This window comes from Pseudomonas sp. B3G-3 (genome assembly GCF_028640915.1).
Taxonomy (GTDB): domain Bacteria; phylum Pseudomonadota; class Gammaproteobacteria; order Pseudomonadales; family Pseudomonadaceae; genus Aquipseudomonas; species Aquipseudomonas chlororaphis_I.
Genome location: NZ_JAQZAB010000083.1, coordinates 1 through 20,885, shown reverse-complemented (window position 1 = coordinate 20,885; position 20,885 = coordinate 1). Strand labels below are relative to the sequence as shown.

At 65.2% G+C, this 20,885-nt stretch carries 17 protein-coding genes; 8 read left to right on the top strand and 9 right to left on the bottom strand.

The genetic code is table 11. The features are described 5' to 3' along the window. Positions 1-224 precede the first annotated feature (224 nt). The 8 genes from PVZ80_RS09525 to PVZ80_RS09490 all read right to left on the bottom strand — a co-directional run bounded on the left by PVZ80_RS09525 (position 225) and on the right by PVZ80_RS09490 (position 9,144). Positions 225-1,424: an MFS transporter gene (locus tag PVZ80_RS09525; protein WP_028682572.1), complete on the bottom strand. Its 1,200-nt coding sequence runs from the start codon at positions 1,422-1,424 to the stop codon at positions 225-227. Positions 1,425-1,684: 260 nt separating this feature from the next. Continuing rightward, entirely contained in the window at positions 1,685-2,509 is an 825-nt protein-coding gene (efeO, locus tag PVZ80_RS09520) for an iron uptake system protein EfeO (protein WP_273863750.1), read from the bottom strand. Between the two features lie 30 nt (positions 2,510-2,539). Next, entirely contained in the window at positions 2,540-3,862 is a 1,323-nt protein-coding gene (gene efeB / locus PVZ80_RS09515; RefSeq protein ID WP_041983547.1) for an iron uptake transporter deferrochelatase/peroxidase subunit, read from the bottom strand. A gap of 18 nt (positions 3,863-3,880) precedes the next feature. Then, positions 3,881-5,080: an iron uptake system protein EfeO gene (efeO, locus tag PVZ80_RS09510; protein WP_273863749.1), complete on the bottom strand. Its 1,200-nt coding sequence runs from the start codon at positions 5,078-5,080 to the stop codon at positions 3,881-3,883. A 9-nt stretch (positions 5,081-5,089) separates the two neighbouring features. Next, positions 5,090-5,932, bottom strand: coding sequence for an iron uptake transporter permease EfeU (gene efeU, locus PVZ80_RS09505; protein WP_273863748.1), 843 nt, complete (start codon positions 5,930-5,932; stop codon positions 5,090-5,092). Between the two features lie 244 nt (positions 5,933-6,176). Then, complete coding sequence (locus PVZ80_RS09500) at positions 6,177-7,082, bottom strand: AraC family transcriptional regulator (RefSeq protein ID WP_009049268.1); 906 nt, start codon at positions 7,080-7,082, stop codon at positions 6,177-6,179. 281 nt (positions 7,083-7,363) lie between these two features. Further along, positions 7,364-8,656: a glycosyltransferase gene (locus PVZ80_RS09495; protein WP_273863747.1), complete on the bottom strand. Its 1,293-nt coding sequence runs from the start codon at positions 8,654-8,656 to the stop codon at positions 7,364-7,366. A 128-nt stretch (positions 8,657-8,784) separates the two neighbouring features. Next, on the bottom strand, positions 8,785-9,144 hold the full coding sequence (locus PVZ80_RS09490) for a response regulator (protein WP_009049266.1): 360 nt from the start codon (positions 9,142-9,144) through the stop codon (positions 8,785-8,787). A 263-nt stretch (positions 9,145-9,407) separates the two neighbouring features. Here PVZ80_RS09490 and PVZ80_RS09485 point away from each other — a divergent pair, with 263 nt between their 5' ends. From PVZ80_RS09485 to PVZ80_RS09465, 5 genes are all read left to right on the top strand, one after another. Further along, the gene (locus tag PVZ80_RS09485) at positions 9,408-12,905 is read left to right on the top strand and encodes a response regulator (protein WP_273863746.1); all 3,498 of its coding nucleotides are present in this window, start codon (positions 9,408-9,410) and stop codon (positions 12,903-12,905) included. Continuing rightward, positions 12,905-13,720 carry a CheR family methyltransferase gene (locus PVZ80_RS09480; RefSeq protein WP_009049264.1) on the top strand — a complete coding sequence of 272 codons (816 nt, stop codon included), beginning with the start codon at positions 12,905-12,907 and terminating at the stop codon, positions 13,718-13,720. Before PVZ80_RS09485 ends, PVZ80_RS09480 begins: the two co-directional genes overlap by 1 nt. After that, positions 13,717-14,322: a chemotaxis protein CheB gene (locus tag PVZ80_RS09475; RefSeq protein WP_028682580.1), complete on the top strand. Its 606-nt coding sequence runs from the start codon at positions 13,717-13,719 to the stop codon at positions 14,320-14,322. Before PVZ80_RS09480 ends, PVZ80_RS09475 begins: the two co-directional genes overlap by 4 nt. Beyond that, positions 14,316-15,497, top strand: a complete 1,182-nt coding sequence (locus PVZ80_RS09470; RefSeq protein ID WP_053269187.1) for a hybrid sensor histidine kinase/response regulator — start codon at positions 14,316-14,318, stop codon at positions 15,495-15,497. The genes PVZ80_RS09475 and PVZ80_RS09470 overlap by 7 nt, the downstream gene beginning before the upstream one ends. 78 nt (positions 15,498-15,575) lie before the next feature. Further along, complete coding sequence (locus PVZ80_RS09465; RefSeq protein ID WP_009049261.1) at positions 15,576-15,953, top strand: response regulator; 378 nt, start codon at positions 15,576-15,578, stop codon at positions 15,951-15,953. A 205-nt stretch (positions 15,954-16,158) separates the two neighbouring features. Here PVZ80_RS09465 and PVZ80_RS09460 read toward each other — a convergent pair whose 3' ends face one another. Continuing rightward, on the bottom strand, positions 16,159-17,214 hold the full coding sequence (locus tag PVZ80_RS09460; RefSeq protein WP_273829357.1) for a tetratricopeptide repeat protein: 1,056 nt from the start codon (positions 17,212-17,214) through the stop codon (positions 16,159-16,161). 290 nt (positions 17,215-17,504) lie between these two features. Between PVZ80_RS09460 and PVZ80_RS09455 the strand changes: the two genes are divergently transcribed. From PVZ80_RS09455 to PVZ80_RS09445, 3 genes are read left to right on the top strand one after another with little or no spacing between them, the layout of a single operon-like run. Further along, positions 17,505-19,652 (top strand): FUSC family protein, encoded by a 2,148-nt coding sequence (locus tag PVZ80_RS09455; protein ID WP_273863745.1) that lies wholly within the window; start codon positions 17,505-17,507, stop codon positions 19,650-19,652. Beyond that, positions 19,642-19,845, top strand: a complete 204-nt coding sequence (locus tag PVZ80_RS09450; RefSeq protein WP_007924845.1) for a DUF1656 domain-containing protein — start codon at positions 19,642-19,644, stop codon at positions 19,843-19,845. The genes PVZ80_RS09455 and PVZ80_RS09450 overlap by 11 nt, the downstream gene beginning before the upstream one ends. Next, positions 19,842-20,789, top strand: a complete 948-nt coding sequence (locus tag PVZ80_RS09445; protein WP_273863744.1) for an HlyD family efflux transporter periplasmic adaptor subunit — start codon at positions 19,842-19,844, stop codon at positions 20,787-20,789. Before PVZ80_RS09450 ends, PVZ80_RS09445 begins: the two co-directional genes overlap by 4 nt. Positions 20,790-20,885 lie beyond the last annotated feature (96 nt).

The following is a 20,885-nucleotide window of genomic DNA, read 5'->3' as shown; positions in this document are numbered from 1 at the left end:
AAGGCCCGCAGGGCCTTCATCGGTCTCGAGATCGCCGCGCCCCTTCGGGACGTACGCAGCCTGCGGCAGCGGCTACACGGAGCCAGGCCCCGATCCCTGTAGCCGCTGCCGAGCCCGCGAGGCTGCGACAAGGCCCGCAGGGCCTTCATCGGTCTCGAGATCGCCGCGCCCCTTCGGGACGTACGCAGCTTGTGGCAGCGGCTACAGCGGTATCGGCGCCCGTATCAGTTGGGGCTTTTCGCCGCCGGCCAGCTCGCCACCAACAGCAGCAACAGCGTGGCAATCAGGTAGGGCAGGCGCGGTTCGACGGCGTAGATCAGCGAGCCGGCCAACGGGCCGATCACCACGCCGAACCCCTGGGCCGCACCAATCGAACCGGCGGTGGCGCCTTGTTCGGAGGCGTCCACGGCGTTGGCCGCCAGGGCGGAGAAGGACGGGAAGATCGCGCCCATGCCCGCCGCCGAGACAAAAAAGCCCAGCCACAGCCCCCAGGCATTTTCCACCAGCATGCAGCCGGCAAACCCGCTGGCGGCCAGCAGCGCGCCGGCGCGGATCATCCGCAGCGGTGGCCATTCGAGTTTGCGCACCACCAGTTGCGAGCAGATCAGCGCCACGCCGACCATGGCCAGGGCGATGCCGGCGGCCTGGGCGGCGTCGGCGCTGTCCAGGCCCAGGCGGTCGAGGGCGTAGAAGCTCACGGTGATCTGCGCGATGGACACGCAAAGCATGGCGACGAAGGCCACCGCCATCGGCCGGCGCAGCCGCGGATCGCTCAGGCGTACCGAGCGCGGCGCCTGCTTGAGGTGCAGTTCCTGGCGCGGCAGCTTGTACAGCAGCACCAGGAACGCCGCCAGTGGCAGTACGGCCATGGCGTACAGCGGCAGGCTCAAGCTGACGCGGGCGAGCAGCGCGGCCACGGCCGGGCCCAACACCAGGCCGACGGCATTGGCGGCGCCCAGGGTGGCCATGGCGCGGGCCCGATGCTCGGGCTCGACGTTGTCGGCGATCAGGGCAAAGCCGCCCACCGGGATGGCCGCGTAGAACACCCCGATCAGGCCGCGCCCGAGCATCAGGCCGATAAAGGCCAGCCACATGCCCGGCAGCAGGTGCAGCGAGACATCGATAAACAGGCACAGCGCCCAGTAGGCGAGGGTGAAGCCGGCGGTGCCGAGCAACAGCACTCGACGGCGCCCGAAGCGGTCGCTGGCCTGGCCCCAGGGCCGCGCCAGGAGCATCCAGATCACCCCGGACACGGTCACCGCCGCGCCGGCCTGCCAGGTGGCCAGGCCGAGCACACGGACGATCGGGCCGATCAGCGAGACGAAAGCCATCATCGACATGGTGCAGGCCATGTAGGCGAGCATCAGCGGCAAGAGTTTGAACGGGGCGGCGGTCTGCGGCGGTTGGGCCGTTGGGGTGGACATGCAAAATCTTCCATGAAAGTCAGGAGTGCGCGGGACGTTATCGCTAAAACGCGCCGCCGCCCAGGGTTATCGGCGCAGGTGAGGGCAGATCAGCAGCCTGGGTGATGGGGCAAGTCATCAGCACGCCGGCGCTTGTCTGTAGGAGCGAAGCTTGCTCGCGATAAGTTCGCCAGGACGACGCGGTGAAATTTGAATATCGCCGCTGCGCGGCTATCGCGAGCAAGCTTCGCTCCTACAGAATCGGGCCGGGTACCCGGAGCTCAGTTCAGGCCCAATTTGCCGCGCAGGGTCGAGAGGTCTTCGGCCAGGGTGTTGACCGGGCCCACCAGCGCCTTGCGGTCGTTGTCCTTGACCTTGTCGTAGGTCTCGAAGCCGCCGTCGGCGGTTTTGTACCTGGCCAGGATCTTGTTCACCGTGGCGAAGTTCTTGTCGACCTTGGCGACGAAGGCCGGGTCCTGCTGCTCGATCTGCGGACGGAACAGGTCGACGATTTTCTTCGCCCCGTCGATGTTGCCCTGGAAGTCGTAGAGGTCGGTGTGGCTGTAGCGGTCTTCCTCGCCGGAGACCTTGGTCGCGGCCACTTCCTCCAGCAGGGCGGCGGCGCCACCGACGACTTTTTCCGGTGGGAAGGTCAGGCCGGCGACGCGGGTTTGCAGGTCCTTGACGTCCTTGTTCAGGCGGTCGGCCAGGGCATCCAGGCCTTGGGTGGAATTCTGGGCGAACAGCGAATACTCGATGCGGTGGAAACCGGTGAAGTCCTCGGCCTCGACGCCTTGTTCGTGGTCGTCGACCCGCGAGTCGATGGCCGCGTCGAGGTCGCTGAACAGCTCGGCGATCGGCTCGATCGACTCGTAGTACACCCGGGTCGGGGCATAGAGCTTCCTGGCGGTGGCCAGGTCACCTTTCTTCACCGCGTCGGTGAAGGCCTGGGTGTGGCTGGCCAGCTCGTCGAGCTGCTCGGTGACGTAGATCTTGTAGTCGGAAATCGGCCCCACCAGCTCCAGCGGCGATGTGGCGGCCACAGCCGACAGCGGAACATGGAGCAAGCCAAGGGTCAGCAACACAGCAAGGGGCGACTTTTTCATGGGACGTTTCCGTGAGGGTGTGAGTGGTGGTCAGGCGCTGGTTTTTGCTTGGGTGGCCTCGAGCAGCCCGCGACCGAGGAAGTCGCGCTCGCCAGTGACGCCGGGCAGGGTGAAGAAATACCCGCCGCCGACCGGCTTGAGGTATTCCTCCAGGGGCTCGCCGTTGAGGCGGGTCTGCACTGAGATGAAGCCTTGCTCCAGGTCGGCCTGGTAGCAGATGAACAGCAGGCCCATGTCCAGTTGGCCGTTCTTGTTCACGCCGTTGGAGTAGTTGAACGGCCGGCGCAGGATCAGGTTGCGCTGGGTCTCGGCGGTGCGCGGGTTGGCCAGGCGGATGTGGGCGTCGAGCTTGGTCAGCTGGCCATGGGGGTCCTTGCGGTAGTCCGGCACCTGGTGTTCCTGCTGGCCGTCCATGGGCGCCCCCGAGGCCTTGACCCGGCCGATGATGCTTTCTTGTTCCTGCAAGGGCGTGCGGTCCCAGCGCTCGACGAAGTTGCGGATGATGCGCACCGCCTGATAGCTGCCATGGGCGGCCCAGGCCGGTTCGTCGCTGCCGGGCTGGACCCAGACGATCTGCTCCATGGCCTTGCGATCGTTGGAATCGGGGTTGGCCGAGCCGTCGCGAAAACCCAGGAAGTTGCGCGCGCTCTGCGCCGGCTCGCCAGGGCGCGCCGGGGCCTGGGGCGGCACGCTGCCTTCCTGCTTCCAGCGCACCAGCAGCAGGTCCGGGAGGTTTTTCACAATGTCGCGCAGGGCGTGGATATTGGTGTCGGCGGTGTTGGAGCAGAACTGCAGGCTCAGGTCGCCGTGGCAGCAGTCGGGTTCCAGCGCATCGTTGGGGAAGCCGACCATGCGTATCAGGCGCTTGGGTTTGGCTGCGGCCAGGCCGAAGCGCTCATCGAACAGCGAAGCGCCCACCGAGACGGTGATGGTCAGGTTGTCCGGGGTCACCACCGGGCCGAGGATGCCCGAGTCCAGCGGCGGCAGTTTCGGGTCGACCTGGGGGACCGGGCCGCCGGTCATGAGGAATTTGATGCGCTGGTCGAGGGTGCGCAGCAGTCGCTCCAGGTCTTCGCGATCGCTGGCCAGCACGTCGAACGACACCAGCATGCCGGCCGCCGGGCGCGGGGTGACGATGCCGCTTTGATGCTGGCCGTGGAAATCGTGGCGGTCCTGGGTCTTGTCGCTGCTCGGGGCTTCTGTGACCTGGGCGGTGGTTTTCCCGGTCTGGGCTGCCATTGCCGGGCAGCTCAGGCTGCTGCCGGCCAGGGCGACACCGGCGGCGCCCATGCCCAGCAGCACGCGGCGGCGTTGGGCGGAAAAAGCTGGATTGGATGGATCTGAGTCGTTCATCGGGCGGGCGTCTTCTGCTTACAGGCCTGAGAGGCCAAGGGCGGGATCGATTCCATCGAGTGCATCGGCCAGAACCTTGGCCTGGTCGGCGATCCGCTTGCGCTGATCGGCGCCGACACTGTCGTAGGAGGCATAGCCCTCGGCGCTGCGCAAGGCGCCGTACTGGCTGTCGAGGGCGCCGAGGGCGCTGTCGATCTGCGCCAGCAACGGGGCGGCGGGCTTGGCCAGCAAGGGGCGCAGCAGGTCGACGACCTTGCGGGTGGTCTCCAGGTTGGCGGCAAAGCCGTTGAGGTCGCTGTGGCTGTAGCGCTCTTCTTCGCCGCTGCCGGCACGCACCTCGGCAATGCTGCGCTGGGCGCGCGCGACCAGGCTGACCAGTTGCTCCGGTGGCAGCGACTGGGCCAGCAGTTGTTGCTTGAGTGTGGTGACATCGCTGAGCAGGCGCTGGGCGATCGGCGCCAGGCCGCTGAGGTCGCGTTGCTGGAACAGCGCGTATTCGAGGCGGTGGAAGCCGACGAAGCCGGGGTCCTGCTCGCGCTTTTCAAAGTAGTCGGCGCGGGCGTTGATGCGGTTGTCCAGCTCGCCCAGGCGCTGGGCGGCCGGGGCAAGGCGCTGGTAGGCCGCGCGCGCCGGCAGGTACAAGGCCTGGGCCTGGGCCAGGTCGCCGGCCTGGATGGCTTGCTCCAGGGCGCTCACGGCCTTGATCAGGGCCATGCTTTGTCTGCTCAGGTAGACCCGGAACTCCGACAGCGGGCCGATAAAGGCGACCATCGACGGCCGGGCCTTGGCCTGGGCGTCGGATTCGGTGGTCGGGGTCACATGCAGGGTGCCGCGCGGGTTGCTCAGCAGGCCGCAGGTGATGGCGTAGTCGCCGGGTTGCAGCCTGGCGTTGATCACCTGGCTGAGGCCCGGCGCGATGTTTTCCCGTTCTTCGACCACCAGTACGCCGTCGAGGATTTCCCACTCCACGGCGCGGTCCGAACGGTTGACGATACGGAAGCTCGCCGGCCCGGCCGGCACGTTCAGGGCGTTCGGCTCGCAGCTGTGGGGGTGGATGGTCACGGTGATTTCGTCCTTGTGCGCCTGGCGCTTGCTGGCGGCCAGCTGCGAGGCGTAATAGAACAGCCCGCCGGCGGCGATCATCACCATCACGGAACCCGCCAGCGCCCAGCGCAGGGCGCTCGGTGCCGGGGGCTGTGGGGAGGCTTGCTGGGTCATGGAAAGGCCTTAGTGGCTGGAAACGGAAGACGATGGGCTGGCGACGGGTGCCGCGCCGGGCAGGAAGAACAGCACCAGGGTCACCAGCAGGTAGAGCAGGTAGGCGCCCAGGGTGCTGACGGTCGGGGTGTCCTGGTAACCGAACATGCCGGCCAGCACCGAGCCCAGCGGGCCGTCCATCGGCAGGCTGGCGCTGAAGTCGAACAGCACGCTCTGCAGGTGATTCCAGACCCCGGCTTCATGCAGGGCCTGCACTGCATTGGCGAGGATGCCGGCGGCCACCACCAGGATGAACAGGCCGGTCCAGCGGAAGAACGCGCCGAGGTTCAGGCGCATGCTGCCGGTGTAGATCAGCCAGCCGACAATGATCGCCAGCACCAGGCCGAGCAGGGCGCCGATCGGTGCCGCCGGGCCTTGGCTCTGCTGGAATACGGCGAGGAGGAAGAACACGGTTTCCAGGCCTTCGCGGGCCACGGCGAAGAACACCATGGCAATCAGCGCCGTGACCTGGTGCCGGGAGCCGGTCAGCGCCTGGTCCAGCGAGGCTTGCAGGGAGTGCTTGATTGAACGCGCGACCTTGCGCATCCAGAACACCATGGAACTGAGGATGCCCACGGCCACCAGGCCGACGATGCCTTCGAAGAGTTCCTGCTGCTTTTGCGGAAACTCGGCGCTCATCAGCTCCAGGCCGCCGCCCACCAGCAGGGCCAGGGCCGCGGCGAGAAACACGCCGATCCACACGGCCGGCATCCACTGGCCGCGCCCGGTCTGTTGCAGGTAACTGGCGATGATGCCAACGATGAGCGCGGCTTCGATCCCTTCGCGCAGCATGATCAGAAATGGAACGAGCATTCAGCACCGGCGGGCAGATAGATAGGGAGCTAAGTTGTAACATGTTGATACGTATTCGCAAATGACTATGGTTGCTATTTGCTGAACATCAGCTGAACGGAGCGCGTTTGCCAAGTCGGCCTCTGGTCTTTGAGGGTGAGGCTTTTTGTAGGAGCGAGCTTGCTCGCGATAGCGCCAGATCAGATGCCCGCGGTGCTAACTGGATTGATCGCGAGCAAGCTCGCTCCTACAGGGGGCGGGGAGGTCAGGCCAGGTTCTGTTCGGTCAGGCGCTGCACGGCCAGGCGCCGGTAGTGGGAAGGGGTCATGCCCTTGAGTTGCTGGAAGCGCCGGTTGAAGTTGGAGATGTTGTTGAAGCCGGACTCGAAGCACACGTCGGTCACCGGCTTGTCGCCGTCGGCCAGCAGTTCACAGGATTTGCTGATGCGCAGGCGGTTGACGAACTCGACGAAGCAGCGGCCGGTGGCCTGCTTGAACACCCGGGAGAAGTAGGTGGGTTTCATGCCCAGGTAGTCGGCGACTTCTTCCAGCGGCAGCTCGCGGGCGTAGTGGGCGAAGATGTAGTCCACCGCGCGGTTGGTGCGGTCGACGTTGTGCTCGTCGGCCAGTTGCACGTTGGTGGCGCCGGACAGCAACTGGTAGTCGTCACAGGCCGCCAGCAGTTCCAGCAGGATGAAAAAGTGCCCGAGGCGGGTGATGCCGCTGGAGTCGGCGATGCGCTGCATCAGGTCCATGGCCTGGGCGATGGTGCGCTTGCAGCGGAACTCGATGCCGTACTGCGCACGCTCCAGCAGCGGGGTCAGGCTCTTGAGCTCGGCGAACACCTGATAGCCGCTTTCGAACAGCTCGTCGGTGAAGTTCACCAGCATGTCGCGCTTGGCCACCACTTCGTCCTCGGCCACCTGGCTGATCCAGTTGTGGGGCAGGTTGGGGCCGGTGAGGAACAGCGATTCGGGGTAGAAGTTGCCGATGTAGTCGCCGATGAACACCTTGCCGGAGCTGGCGACGATCAGGTGCAGCTCGTACTCCTTGTGGAAATGCCAGCGCACCAGGGGGCAGGGGAAGCCGTGCTGGCGATAGATGATCGACAGGCCGTTGTGGTCGTCCATCAATTCGTAGGAAGGGTCGGTGACTCTCGCTGATCGGCTCATGGCGCTGCGCTTTCTTATCGTTGTTGCGCCAGATCATGCCTCCATCGGATATCCAGCACCAGTGCTGGCCAGGAGATCCCTGCAGGCGCTCGGGCGCGGCGTTCTCAAGATCGCTGAGGGCCTGCGACCCTATCGCAGCCTCGCTGGTGCCCGTCAGCGGCTACAGGGTTTGTGCCGGCTGACAGATCGAGGCACGGCTCGGTTTCTGTAGCCGCTGCCGAAGGCTGCGATCGCCCCGAAGGGACGCGCTCTTGACGCCTGCGGCAGCGGCTACAGGAGCCTCAGGCCAGGCGGTTTTTCGCCTCGATCCACTGCGCCATGTACTGGGTGCTCTTGTGGTGATGGTGACGCAGCATGCCGCCGGTGAAGTTGTCGCGGCGCAGTTGCGCCAGGTTCGCCCGGCAGTGCTGCAGGCGCTCGATCAGGGCCGGGCCGTGGACCTGTTGCCGATAGCGCGCAAGCAACAGCTGGCGACCCTGTTCCTGGGCCGCGCTCCACAATGTCTGGTCCTGATACAGGCGCACCGCCGCCGCGGCGATGGCGCTGGCCGACTCGGCCACCGCTCCTGGCCATGGCGCGTCGCCGTGCATGGCTTCGGCGCCGACCGGGGTGGTGACACTCGGCGTACCACAGAGCATGGCGTCCAGCAGCTTGCCCTTGATGCCCGCGCCGAAACGCAGCGGCGCCAGGCAGATCCGCGCGGCGGACATGACCTCCAAGGCATCCTCGGCCCAGTTCATCACCTGGAAACCCTGGGCCGGGTTGTGCAGGGCCGCGGCCTTGGGCGGGGTGTAGGCGCCATAGATATGCAGTTGCGCGCCCGGCAGTTGCTGGCGGATCAGCGGCCAGACGGCGTTTTTCATCCAGAGCACCGCGTCCCAGTTTGGCGCGTGGCGGAAGTTGCCGATGCTCAGGAAGTGCGCCCGTTCGGCGAAGGGCACATAGCTGTGCGGCATCTGCTCGGGCATCAGCGGGCACCAGTGCAGCAGGGCCGGCGGCAGGCCGAATTGCTTGACCAGCAGATCGATTTCGAACTCGGAGATCATCAGGCTCAGGTCGCAGCGGTACAGCGCGGCGATCTCGCGCCGGGCCTGGTCGGTCTCGGCCATGCCGGCGAACTCCTGCTCGGCGGCGGGGGCGAACAGGGCGCTGAAGTCATCATTGTCGTCGCAGGCGCCCAGGCGCTCCTTGAGGCGCTGATGGCGGGCGTGACGCAGGCTCTGCAGGTCGGAAGTCTCCAGCACGCGCAGGGCGCCGGGGCACTGCTGCTCGACGCGCCAGCCGAACTGTTCCTCTATCATGAACTGGTCGAACAGCACGATATCCGGCGCCAGTTCGGCGATGAAGCGGTCGAAACTGCTGTTGTTCAGTTCGATCGGGCACTCGCGGATGCCCAGGGCGCTGAGGTCTTCCTTGTGCTCGCCAGGGTTGGCCGGGCTGCTGAAGGTGATGTCCCAGCCTTGCCCGAGCAGGACCTGGAGGATCTGCATCAGGTGCCCGCTGGCCGCCGAGGAGCGGGGTTCGGGCCAGACGTAACCAATGACCAGGACTTTGGTGGCGGCGGTCGGACTCATGGGTGGGTTTTCCTGAAAAGCGCGGGGGTGTTTGCGGGGGCGCCATTAAACCACAGCAGGGCACTGGCGCGGCCGCCTCGGCGCCCATGGCCCAGGCGCTGGTCGGCTCGGAGCGGGTTACCGGGGGTTCAGCCGAGGATGGCGCGGACCTTGTCGCGCAACTGGTCGATGGAGAAGGGCTTGCCGATCACCGTCATGCCGGCGGGCACCTCGATGTTTTCCGCGTAGCCGCTGGCGAACAGCACCGGCAGCTCCGGGCGCAAGGTGCGGGCGCGGGCCGCCAGTTCCTTGCCGTCCATGCCGGGCAGGCCGACGTCGGTCATCATCAGGTCGATTTGCAGTGCGCTGTCCTGCAACCGGGTCAGGGCTTCTTCGCTGCCCGAGGCTTCCAGCACCTTGAATTCCAGCTCCTCCAGCACATCGACAATCAGCATGCGCACGATGGCGTCGTCTTCGACGACCAGGATGGTGGAATCGGTGGGGGACATGGCAAGGCTCTCGAAAAAAATGGAAAAAAAGGACGGCGGCGGAAAAAGGTGCTTGTCTCTTGCATCAGTAAATGACGCGCAATGACAAGTTCCCGAAGCTGTACAAAAAAGTAATTCTGTACAAGCTGTGCCAGAATAACCTGTCTGATCGAGGGCGGGCAGTGCAGGATGAAAAATTGCCACCGAGCTTGTCGGAAGAATAGATGCGCTGCCCCCCTTTGGGGCAAACTCCATGGATTTTGACACTTCACCAAGGCCTTTCAATGAGCTCCCCGTCTTCGGTTGATGAACAGAGTTTTCGCAAGCTGCTAAGCCGCAACATCGCGCTTCCCCTGGGGGTGGGCGTGCTCAGCGCGGTGGTCTTCGTGTCCCTGATCAGCTATCTGCTCTCGGCGATCCAGTGGGTCCAGCACAGCGACCGGGTGATCAACAGCATCAACCAGGCCGCCAAGCTGACGGTCGACCTGGAAACCGGCATGCGCGGCTTCCTGATCACCGGCGACGAGCATTTCCTCGACCCGTATGAAGTGGCCAAGCCGCAGATCTTCAGCGAGCTGCGCGAGTTGCGGGGGCTGGTGGCGGACAATCCGCAGCAGGTCGATCGCTTCAAGCGCCTGGAAGCCTTGCAGGAAGAGTGGGGCCTGCACGCGAAAAGCATGATCGAGATGCGTCGCCAGGAGGGCGATTATCGCCGCTCGGTGCAGTCCGGCCGGGGCAAGCGCCTGACCGACCAGATGCGCAAGGAATACGACGAAGCAGTGGCGATGGAGCAGCAGCTGCGGGTCGATCGCAACGAGAACGTCACCCGTACCACGGTCCTCAGCGTGGTCCTGTACCTGCTGTTCGTGGTGGTTATCAGTGGCCTGCTGGCCTTTATCGGTCGCCGCGACCTGCTCAACCTGTCGAAGAGCTACAGCGCCAACCTAGCCGCCCAGCAGAAAAGCGCCCAGAGCCTGGCGCAACAGGCCTGGCTGCGCAGTGGCCAGACCGAACTGGCCGAGCAGTTGCTCGGGCAACTGACGCTGAACCTGCTGGGGCGCAATATCCTGCAGTTCTGCGCGCAATACCTGGGCAGCGCCGTGGCGGCGCTGTACGTGCGTGAAGAGCACGGTGGCCTCAAGCGCGTGGCCGCCTATGGCTTCTCCCGCGAGCAGGAAGAACGCGAACAGTCGATTTTCATCGGTGAAGGCATGGTCGGGCAGGCGGCCCAGCAGGACCGGCTGATCCGCCTGGACGAGGTGCCCGTCGATTATTTCAAGGTCAGCTCCGGCCTGGGCGATGGCGTGCCGCGCAGCGTGCTGGTGGTGCCGACCAGCGACGACGACCGGGTCAACGGGGTGATCGAACTGGGCTTCCTGCGCGCCCTCAGCGAGCGCGATGTCGAGTTCCTGGAGCTGATCGCCGGTAATATCGGCACCGCCATCGAAGCCGCGCGTTATCGCCAGCGCCTGCAGGAAGTGCTGGCCGAGACCCAGCAACTCAACGAAGAGCTGCAGGTGCAGCAGGAAGAGCTGAAGACCGCCAACGAAGAGCTCGAGGAACAGTCGCGGGTGCTCAAGGAGTCCCAGGTGCACCTGGAAGCCCAGCAGGTGGAGCTGGAACAGACCAACGAGCAACTGGCCGAGCAGGCCCAGGCGCTGGCGCAGCAGCGCGACGCCATGGACCGCAAGAACGGCGAGCTGAACCAGGCCCAGGTGCAGTTGCAAGAACGCGCCGAGGAGCTGCAGCGGTCGAGCAAGTACAAGTCGGAATTCCTCGCCAATATGTCCCACGAGCTGCGCACGCCGCTGAACAGCTCGCTGATCCTGGCCAAGCTGCTGGCGGAAAACCCCCAGGAAAACCTCAGCGCCGAACAGGTGCAGTTCGCCGAGTCGATTTATTCGGCGGGCAACGATCTGCTCAACCTGATCAACGACATTCTCGACATTTCCAAGGTAGAAGCCGGCAAGCTCGAAGTGCGCCCGGAAAACACCAGTGTCGCGCGCCTGGTCGAAGGTTTGCGCGGGCTGTTCCAGCCGTTGACGGCGGACAAGGGCCCGGAATTTCGTGTCGAGTTGCAGCCCGGTACGCCGCAGATGCTGTTCACCGACCGCCAGCGGGTCGAGCAGATTCTCAAGAACCTGCTGTCCAACGCCGTGAAGTTCACCGAGAAGGGCCAGGTCAGCCTGAGCGTGTCGCAGCAGCCCGAGGCGGGCATTGCCTTTATCGTGCGCGACTCGGGCATCGGCATCGCCCCGGAGCAGCAGGAAAGCATCTTCGAAGCCTTCCGCCAGGCCGACGGCACCACCAACCGCCGTTACGGCGGCACGGGCCTGGGGTTGTCGATTTCCCGTGACCTGGCGGCGCTGCTCGGCGGTTCGATCACGGTCGCCAGCGAGCCGGGGCAGGGCAGTGTCTTCACCCTGGTGCTGCCGGAGCAGTACGTCGAGCGTGCGGCAGAGCAACAGGGCGAACTCAAGCCAGTCGCTGCGCCGCTGACCCAGGCGCCGAACCAACCGGCTCCGGCGCCGGCCCCCCTGGTGCCTGAGGTGGAGATTCCGCGTTTCGCCGACGATCGCGACAAGGCGCCGTTCGCCACCCGCTGCATCCTGGTGGTGGAGGACGAGCCGAACTTTGCCCACATCCTGTATGACCTGGCCCACGAGCTGGGTTACCAGTGCCTGGTGGCCCACGGCGCCGACGAGGGCTACAGCCTGGCCGAGCAGTTCGTACCGGACGCGATCCTGCTGGACATGCGCCTGCCGGATCATTCCGGCCTGACGGTGTTGCAGCGCCTCAAGGCGCACGCCAGCACCCGGCACATCCCGGTGCATGTGATTTCCGTGGAAGACCGGGTCGAGGCCGCCATGCACATGGGCGCCATCGGCTATGCGGTCAAGCCCACCACCCGCGAAGAACTCAAGGACGTGTTCGCCCGCCTGGAAGCCAAGCTCACCCAGAAGGTCAAGCGCGTGCTGCTGGTGGAGGACGACGACCTGCAGCGCGACAGCATCGCCCGGCTGATCGGCGACGACGACATCGAGATCACCGCCGTCGGCCTGGCCCAGGAGGCCCTGGAGCTGCTGCGCGACAACCTCTACGACTGCATGGTCATCGACCTGAAGCTGCCGGACATGCTCGGCAACGACCTGCTCAAGCGCATGTCCACCGAGGACATCTGCTCCTTCCCGCCGGTGATCGTCTACACCGGGCGCAACCTGACCCGCGACGAAGAGGCGGAGCTGCGCAAGTATTCGCGCTCGATCATCATCAAGGGCGCGCGTTCGCCCGAGCGCCTGCTGGACGAAGTGACGCTGTTCCTGCACAAGGTCGAGTCCCAGCTGTCCCATGAGCGGCAGAAGATGCTCAAGGCCGCCCGCAGCCGCGACAAGGTCTTCGAGGGGCGCAAGGTCCTGCTGGTGGACGACGATGTGCGCAATATCTTCGCCCTCACCAGCGCCCTGGAGCAGAAGGGCGCGATCGTGGTCATCGGCCGCAATGGCCGTGAGGCGATCGCCAAGCTCGATGAGGTCGAGGATATCGACCTGGTGCTGATGGACGTGATGATGCCCGAGATGGACGGTTACGAAGCCACCCTGGAAATCCGCAAGCAGCCGCGCTGGCGCAAGCTGCCGATCATCGCGGTGACCGCCAAGGCCATGAAGGACGATCAGGAGCGTTGCCTGCAGGCCGGCGCCAACGATTACCTGGCCAAGCCGATCGACCTCGACCGGCTGTTTTCCCTTATTCGAGTCTGGTTACCCAAGATGGAAAGAATCTAGTGGAGCGCAATACCGAGATCGAACTGCGCCTGTTGATCGAAGCTATCTACCTCAAGTACAGCTACGACTTCCGCGATTACTCCGGCGCCTCGATCAAGCGCCGGATCAACCATGCGCTGCGTCAGTTCGAATGCAAGACCATTTCCGCCCTGCAGGAGCGGGTGCTGCATGATCCGGGCGCGTTCATGCAGCTGCTGCAGTTCCTGACGATCCCGGTCAGCGAGATGTTCCGCGACCCGTCGCACTTCCTGGCGATCCGCCAGGAAGTGGTGCCGCTGCTCAAGACCTATCCCTCGATCAAGATCTGGATCGCCGGCTGCAGCACGGGCGAGGAGGTCTATTCGATGGCCATCCTGTTGCGCGAGGAAGGGTTGCTCGAGCGCACCATCATCTACGCCACCGACATCAATCCCAGCTCACTGGAGAAGGCCAAGCAAGGCATCTTTTCCCTGGAGAACATTCGCGCCTACACCCAGAACTACCAGCAGGCCGGCGGTTTGCGCTCCTTTGCCGACTACTACACGGCGGCCTACGACTACGCGATCTTCGACAAGACCCTGCGCGAGAACGTGACCTTCGCCGACCACAGCCTGGCGACCGACAGCGTGTTCTCCGAAACCCAGCTGATTTCCTGTCGCAACGTGCTGATCTATTTCAACAAGAAGTTGCAGGACCGCGCCTTCGGTCTGTTCCACGAGTCGCTCTGCCACCGGGGCTTCCTGGTGCTGGGCAGCAAGGAAACCCTGGACTTCTCGGCCTATGCCCAGCATTTCGAGCCGCTGGTCAAACAAGAACGGGTCTACCGCAAATCATGAATGACGACGTCATCAGGCAAGCCGCCTTGCCGCGGGTCGAGGCCATCGTGATAGGCGCGTCGGCCGGCGGCGTCGAGGCGCTGCTGAAAATCTTCACCGCGTTCCCCGAGGGTTTCAGCCTACCGATCGTGGTAGTGCTGCACCTGCCCGAAGAGCATCGCAGCCAGTTGGCCGAGCTGTTCGCCCTGCGCCTGGCGCTGCCGGTGAAAGAGGCCCGCGACAAGGAGAGCATCGAGCGCGGCACCCTGTATTTCGCCGCGCCCGGTTATCACTTGTCGGTGGAGCAGGACCGCAGCCTGTCCCTGAGCCAGGAGGAGCGCGTGCATCATTCGCGTCCCTCGATCGATTACCTGTTCGACTCCGCCGCCGATGCCTATGGCCCGCGCCTGGCCGCGGTGCTGCTGACCGGGGCCAACCAGGACGGCGCCCATGGCCTGGCCCAGGTCAAGCGACGCGGCGGCCTGAGCATTGTCCAGGACCCGGCCGAGGCCCAGGTGGCGACCATGCCCGAGGCGGCCATCGCGCTGCACCGACCGGATTACATTCTCCCTTTGCACGGCATCAGCCGTCTGCTTGTCGAGCTGGAACGAATCGCATGTTAAGTAATATCCAAGCCAAGCTGCTGATCGTCGACGATCTGCCAGAGAACCTGCTGGCCCTCGAAGCGCTGATCAAGCGCGAGGATCGCCAGGTGTACAAGGCGCTGTCAGCGGACGAGGCGTTGTCGCTGTTGCTCGAGCATGAGTTCGCCATGGCCATCCTCGATGTGCAGATGCCCGGCATGAACGGCTTCGAGCTGGCCGAGCTGATGCGCGGCACCGAGAAGACCAAGAACATCCCCATCGTGTTCGTCAGCGCCGCCGGGCGCGAGCTCGACTATGCCTTCAAGGGCTATGAGAGTGGCGCGGTGGACTTCCTGCACAAGCCGCTGGATATCCATGCGGTGAAGAGCAAGGTCAATGTGTTCGTCGACCTGTACCGGCAGAGCAAGGCCATGAAGCAGCAGGTCGAAGCCCTGGAGCAGAGCCGGCGCGAGCAGGGGGCGCTGCTCAAGCAGTTGCAGGCGACCCAGAACGAACTGGAGCAGGCGGTGCGCATGCGTGACGACTTCATGTCGATCGTCGCCCACGAGGTGCGCACGCCGTTGAACGGCCTGATCCTGGAGACCCAGCTGCGCAAGATGCACCTGGCCCGCGACAATGCTTCCGCGTTTACCCTGGACAAGATGCAGGCCATGGTCGAGCGCGATGAGCGCCAGATCAAAAGCCTGATCCGACTGATCGAAGACATGCTGGACATCTCGCGGATCCGGACCGGCAAGCTGTCGATCCGCCCGAGCCAGGTCGACCTGGTACAGCTGGTGCGTGGCCTGCTGGAGAATTTCGCGCCCCAGGTCGAGGCCGCCGAATCCTCGATCGCCCTGAGCGCCGAAGGCTCGGTGCTCGGCCAGTGGGACGAGTTCCGTATCGAACAGGTGATCTCCAACCTGCTGACCAATGCCTTGCGGTATGGCGCCAAGAGCCCGATCGAAGTGCGGGTCTACAGCGCGGACGGGCAGGCGCGGGTCGAAGTGCGCGATCACGGGATCGGCATCAGCGAGGAAAACCAGGCGCGTATCTTCCAGCAGTTCGAGCGCGTCTCTGTCAATCATGCGGTGGCCGGGCTCGGGCTCGGGCTGTTCATTTCCGAGCAGATCGTCACCGCCCATGGCGGCACCATTGAAGTCGACAGCAGGATCGGCGAAGGTGCGCTGTTTCGCGTTTGTCTGCCGCTGTAGGAAAACACCGGCGCCCACGCAACCTTCTGGATGACCGGATGGTCGTATCAGCAGCTATTGACTGAACAAAGGCTTCTCATGAGTGAAGATGCACAAGACGTCGTACTGATCGTCGAAGATGAACCGGTGATTCTGATGTTGCTCGCCGACTACCTGTCGGGCCTGGGCTACCGGGTGTTGCAGGCGGAGAACGGCGAGCAGGCATTCGAGATCCTCGCCAGCAAACCGCACCTGGATGTAATGATCACCGACTACCGGCTGCCGGGCGGGATTACCGGGGTGATGATCGCCGAACCCGCGGTGAAGCTGCGTCCGGACCTCAAGGTGATTTTCATCAGCGGCTATCCCACCGAGATTCTCGAATCCGGCAGCCCGATCGCCAGAAGCGCGCCGATCCTGGCCAAGCCCTTCGACCTCAACAGCCTGCAAGAGCAGATCCAGCGCCTGCTGGCGTGACACCTCTAAGCCCTGCAGCCCTGCAGCCCTGCAGCCCTGTAGCCGCTGCCGAGCCCGCGAGGCTGCGATCGGTTGCGTAGCAACCGCAAGACCGGGCTCCACGATGGATCAGGTAAATCTTGCGCCTGCTACACAGGCGATCGCAGCCTGCGGCAGCGGCTACAGGGGCGGGTGCGACATTGAAATATCGTCCGGCGGCGCGGGTTTACAGGCCTTGCTGCAAGGCCGGATCGTCGGGGTTCTGTTGTTCCAGCTGGGCCAGGAGGATCTGCACGTTCTGCAGCTGGCCGCTTTCCTTCCAGTATTTGATCAGCAGCACCCGCGCCTTGCGGTTGGCGGGTTGGCGCTGGACGATTTCCTGGAGCTGTTTCTGCGCCGCTTCCAGCTCTTCTTCGCTGTGCAGGGTGGTGGCCAGGTCGTAGCGGTAGTCGGCGTTGTTCGGCTCCAGCTCCACGGCGCGGGACAGGCCGAGCAGGGCGAACTCGCTCTGGTCGTGGTGCAGCAGCCACATGCCCAGGGCGTGTTGCAGGTAGGCGGAATCCTGTTGTGCCTGCAGTTGTTTGGCCAGCAGCTTGCGGGCATCTTCGCTGCGGCCCTGGCGGTCCAGCACCTCCAGTTGCAGGATCACCGCTTGCAGGTTGTCCGGTTGCAGGCTCAAGGCGTGCTCCAGCGTCTGCTGGGCCTGGTCCAGGTTGGCGTTGTGCAGGTACAGGCGCGCCAGCTGGTATTGCGCCTCGACATTCTCCGGCTGGGCCTTGAGCACCTGGGTGTACTCATCGATCACTTGCTGCAGCGGCCCGAAATACAGGCCTTGTTCATCCGGCGACAGGCCGAGCAGGGCGGTGACGGCGGCGAAGCGCACGCTTTGCACTTCGTCGTCCAGCAGCGGGCCGATCAGCAGGCTGCGCTGGCGCGCCGGGACCAGGCCGAGCACTGCCTGAATGGCTGCCTCGCGGACCTCGGGCTCGGCGTGGTGCAGGTCGGCGTCGGCCAGTTTCAACGCCTGCGGGCTGGGGTAGTTGTGCAGCTCGGCGAGCAGGCGGATGCGCCGGCTGTCCGACAGGTCGGGCCGCCCCAGCTGCTGATACAGCACTCGGGCGGCGCCGGGCTGGCCGTTGCGCGCCTGTTCCAGCGCCTTGCCGTAACCGTGCTTGATCGCATCCGGCACCACCGGCGGCGTGGTGCGCAGGAACAGCCACGCCAGGCCCAGGGCCAGGACGACGAGAAGGCTGATCAACAGGGTGCGGCGGGGCTTGGTCATGCAGGCATCCATGGCAGGGGCGGCTTTACGAAGGCGCAAGCTTCGGTCAGGTTCCCCCCGGAGTCAAATCCGCTTGCGGGTCGATGGGCACGACTCGGGTTTTCGCGCCGGGGCCAGGCCGCAAGAGCGGCATCGGCTGGCCCAATCACTCTGCTTGCCCACGCGGTTGGCACGAACGATCGACAGTTCGGGAAAAATTGCCTTCCTGCCGGGAAGGCCGGGACGATAAGCTTTCCCGGCCGCAGACTGACTACGCTAGCCGCAGGTGCCCCTTTGCCCAGAACCCACTCATGCAGCCACTGATCAACTACTTCAAGGTCGTCATTCATCCGGGAGGCGCGGTGCTGCGCTTCGCCCTGCGCACCATCGTTGCGGGCCTGTTGACCCTGTACCTGGCGTTCATCTTCGATCTCGACCAGCCCAAGTGGTCGCTGATGGCGGTGATCATCGTCAGCCAGCCCCTGGCCGGCATGGCCCTGGCCCGCAGCTTCGGCCAGGTGGTCGGCACCACCCTGGGGGCCGCGGTGGCGGTGCTGATCATGGCGATCTTCCCCCAGGCGCCGCTGCCGTTCCTGGTCACCCTGGGCCTGTGGCTGGCGTTGTGCACCGCCGGCGGCACCCTGTTGCGCTACACCAGTTCCCAGGCGTTCGTGCTCAGCGGCTACACCGCGGTGGTGGTGGCGATGCTGGCGATCCCCGAGCAGGGCAATACCCTGATGCTGGCGATTACCCGGGTCACCGAGACCCTGCTGGCGGTGGCCTGCGTCTGCGTGGTCAGCCTGCTGACGGCGCGCCCGGAGGCCGTGGCCCACGGTTACTTCGCCAAGATCGACCAGGTGCTCAAGCTGCTGGCGACCCACGCCGCGGCGGCGATTCGCACCGACGAAAGCGAGGCCGACTTCCATAAGCGGCAGATGCAGCTGCTGGGCGAGATCAGCGCCCTGGAAGGGTTGCGCCGCCATCTGTATTTCGACGCGCCGCGCCTGCGCAGCGCCGACGGCCTGGTGCAACTGCTGGGCAACCAACTGGTGTTGCTGACCTCGCGCCTCACTGTGCTGCGCCACCAGCGCGAACTGCTGCGGGCGCGCTGGGTCGGCGAGCTGCCGGAGGCGATCCAGCAACTGCGCGCCGACGAGCTGGCGTTTCTCGATGAACTGGCGCAGCACGGTCGCGCCTTGCCCGCCGCCTCGCGGCAGCAGTTCGCGCAATTGCAGCAGCGTTTCGACGAACAGGCGCGGCGCGCCGAGCGCGAGGCCGATGCCTTGCCCGCCACCTTGCGCTCCCTGGCCTGGGCCCTGCGCTGGGAGCAGGCGCGGATGCTCAAGCAGCTCGAAGACATTCTCGAGTTCAGCGATGCCATCCAGGACGGTCGCCAGGCCAGTTGCCTGTACCGCCAGGGCCGGGCCAATCCCTTGCACCTGGACTGGCCGCTGGCGGCGATGAATGCGCTGCGGGCTTTTACCGCGCTGCTGGTCGCCGGGCTGATCTGGATCGAAACCGCCTGGGACGGCGCGCGTTCGAGCATGGTCCTGGTGGGTATTCTCTGTTCGCTGATGGCGACCTTCCCGCGGCCTTTGGCGGCGGCGCAAAGCTATATGCGTGGCCAGGCCCTGGCGCTGGTGATCTCGGCGGTCTACGTTTTCGCCCTGGTGCCGTTGATTGGCGATTTCGAGTGGCTGGCGCTGCTGCTGGTGCCGCTGCTGTACACGGTCGCGGTGGGCCTGGCCAGTCCGATGACCGCCGGCATCGGCATGGGCCTGGGGCTGTCGAGCCTGCTGATGATCGGCCCGCAGAACATCGGCGCCTGGCAGAACAGCGCCATCCAGTGGTTCGAGTTCGCCGGGGCCTATGTCAGCGGCGGGGTGCTGTCGTTGCTGGTGTATGCCTTTATCTTCCCGTTCAACCCGGTGCTGCGCATTCGCCGCTTGTTCCGCGACACCCGCGAGCAGGTGTACGCCTTGCAGAAAACCACGGCCAGCGACGAGGAGCAGTTTGTCTTCGAAAGCCGCATGGTCGACCGCCTGACCCAGATGCTCGGGCTGTTGCCCGCCGCCGGCGACCGCGCTTCCGCCGAGCGTTTCGAAACCAGCCTGGCCTGCATGACCCTGGGCGTGGCGATGAACCAGCTCAAGCAGCAGAGCCTGGACAACCCCTGGCTGAGCAATGCGGCCAACGCCGACCTGCAGCAGTTGCTGCGGCGGGTCGGGCGTTATGTGGCCGGGCGCTCGGGGCTGGAGGTGGATGAGCTGCTGGCGCGGCTGCGGCAGCTGGGCGACTACCTCGACCAGTTGCACACCGACGACCGGCCCCAGGCCCACGAGCAGCTGTGGTCGGTGTTCCGCATGCGCGTCTCGCTGCTGATCGTCGGCGCCTTCCTGGAGCGCTACAGCCCCATGCTGCAACCCACGGAAACAGGAGAACCGGCCCTTGCCCATTGATTTCGAGTTCGGCGGCGTCTACCTGCCGCCCATTGCCCAGGCCCTGTTGCTGGCCTTGCCGATTTTCCTGCTGCTCGACTGGGGGCTGCGGCGCCTCGGTGTGTTGCGCTTCGTCTGGCACGAAGCCTTGTTCGAAGGGGCGCTGTATGCCTGCGTCTGCGCCACGGTCATTTTGCTGATGGGAAGCCTATGAATCTGAAAAACACCCTGGCCCGCTCGATCACCCTGGTGGCGGTAGTGCTGGCGCTCGTGCTGGGCTGGTTCGCCTGGGAGCATTACACCCGCGCGCCCTGGACCCGCGATGCGCGGGTGCGGGCCGATGTGGTGACCCTGTCGGCGGACGTCGCCGGACGCATCGTCAGCCTGAAGGTGCAGGACAACCAGCACGTGGACAAGGGCCAACTGCTGCTGGAGATCGACCCGGCGCAATATGCCCTGGCCGTGGAGCATGCCAAGCGTTCGGTGGAAGTGGCGGTCGCCACCCTCGGCCAGTCCGAAGCGGCGATTGCCGCCAGCGCGGCGCAGCTCAAGCAGCGGCAAAGCGAAGAGCGTCGGCGCCGGAGCCTGAAGCAGGGCTTCGCGATTTCCGGCGAGGAGTGGGAGAAGTCCAATACCGATGTGGCGGTGGCCCAGGCCGATCTGTTGCGCGACCAGGCCAATCTCGGCCTGGCCCAGGCCAACGTGCACCTGGCCCAGGCGGCGCTGAAACAGGCCGAACTGGACCTGCAGCGCACCCGGGTCGAAGCCCCGGTCAGCGGCTACGTGACCAACCTGCAGACCCGCCAGGGCGACTACGCCAGTGCCGGCGCGGCCTTGCTGGCGCTGGTGGACAGCGACTCCTTCTATATCAGTGGTTACTTCGAGGAGACCAAGCTGCCGCGGATCGAGGAGGGCAGTGCGGTGCGCATCCAGCTGATGAGCGGCGAGACCTTCGGCGGCCAGGTGCAGAGCATCGCCTTCGCCATTACCGACCGCGAGAACTCCCAGGGCAGCCGCCTGCTGGCCAACATCAACCCCAGCTACACCTGGGTCAAGCTGGCGCAGCGGGTGCCGGTGCGGATCGCCATAGACCCCGATTACCCGGGCAAGGACAGGTTGCGCGCCGGGACTACGGCGACGGTGACGGTGCTGGAATAGGCGAGAGGTTGTTGTGGATGAACGATCTTATCGCGGCAAGCAGGCCTTCGCGCGGATGTTCTATGCCCGCCACAGCGGCGACCATCACAGCTTCTT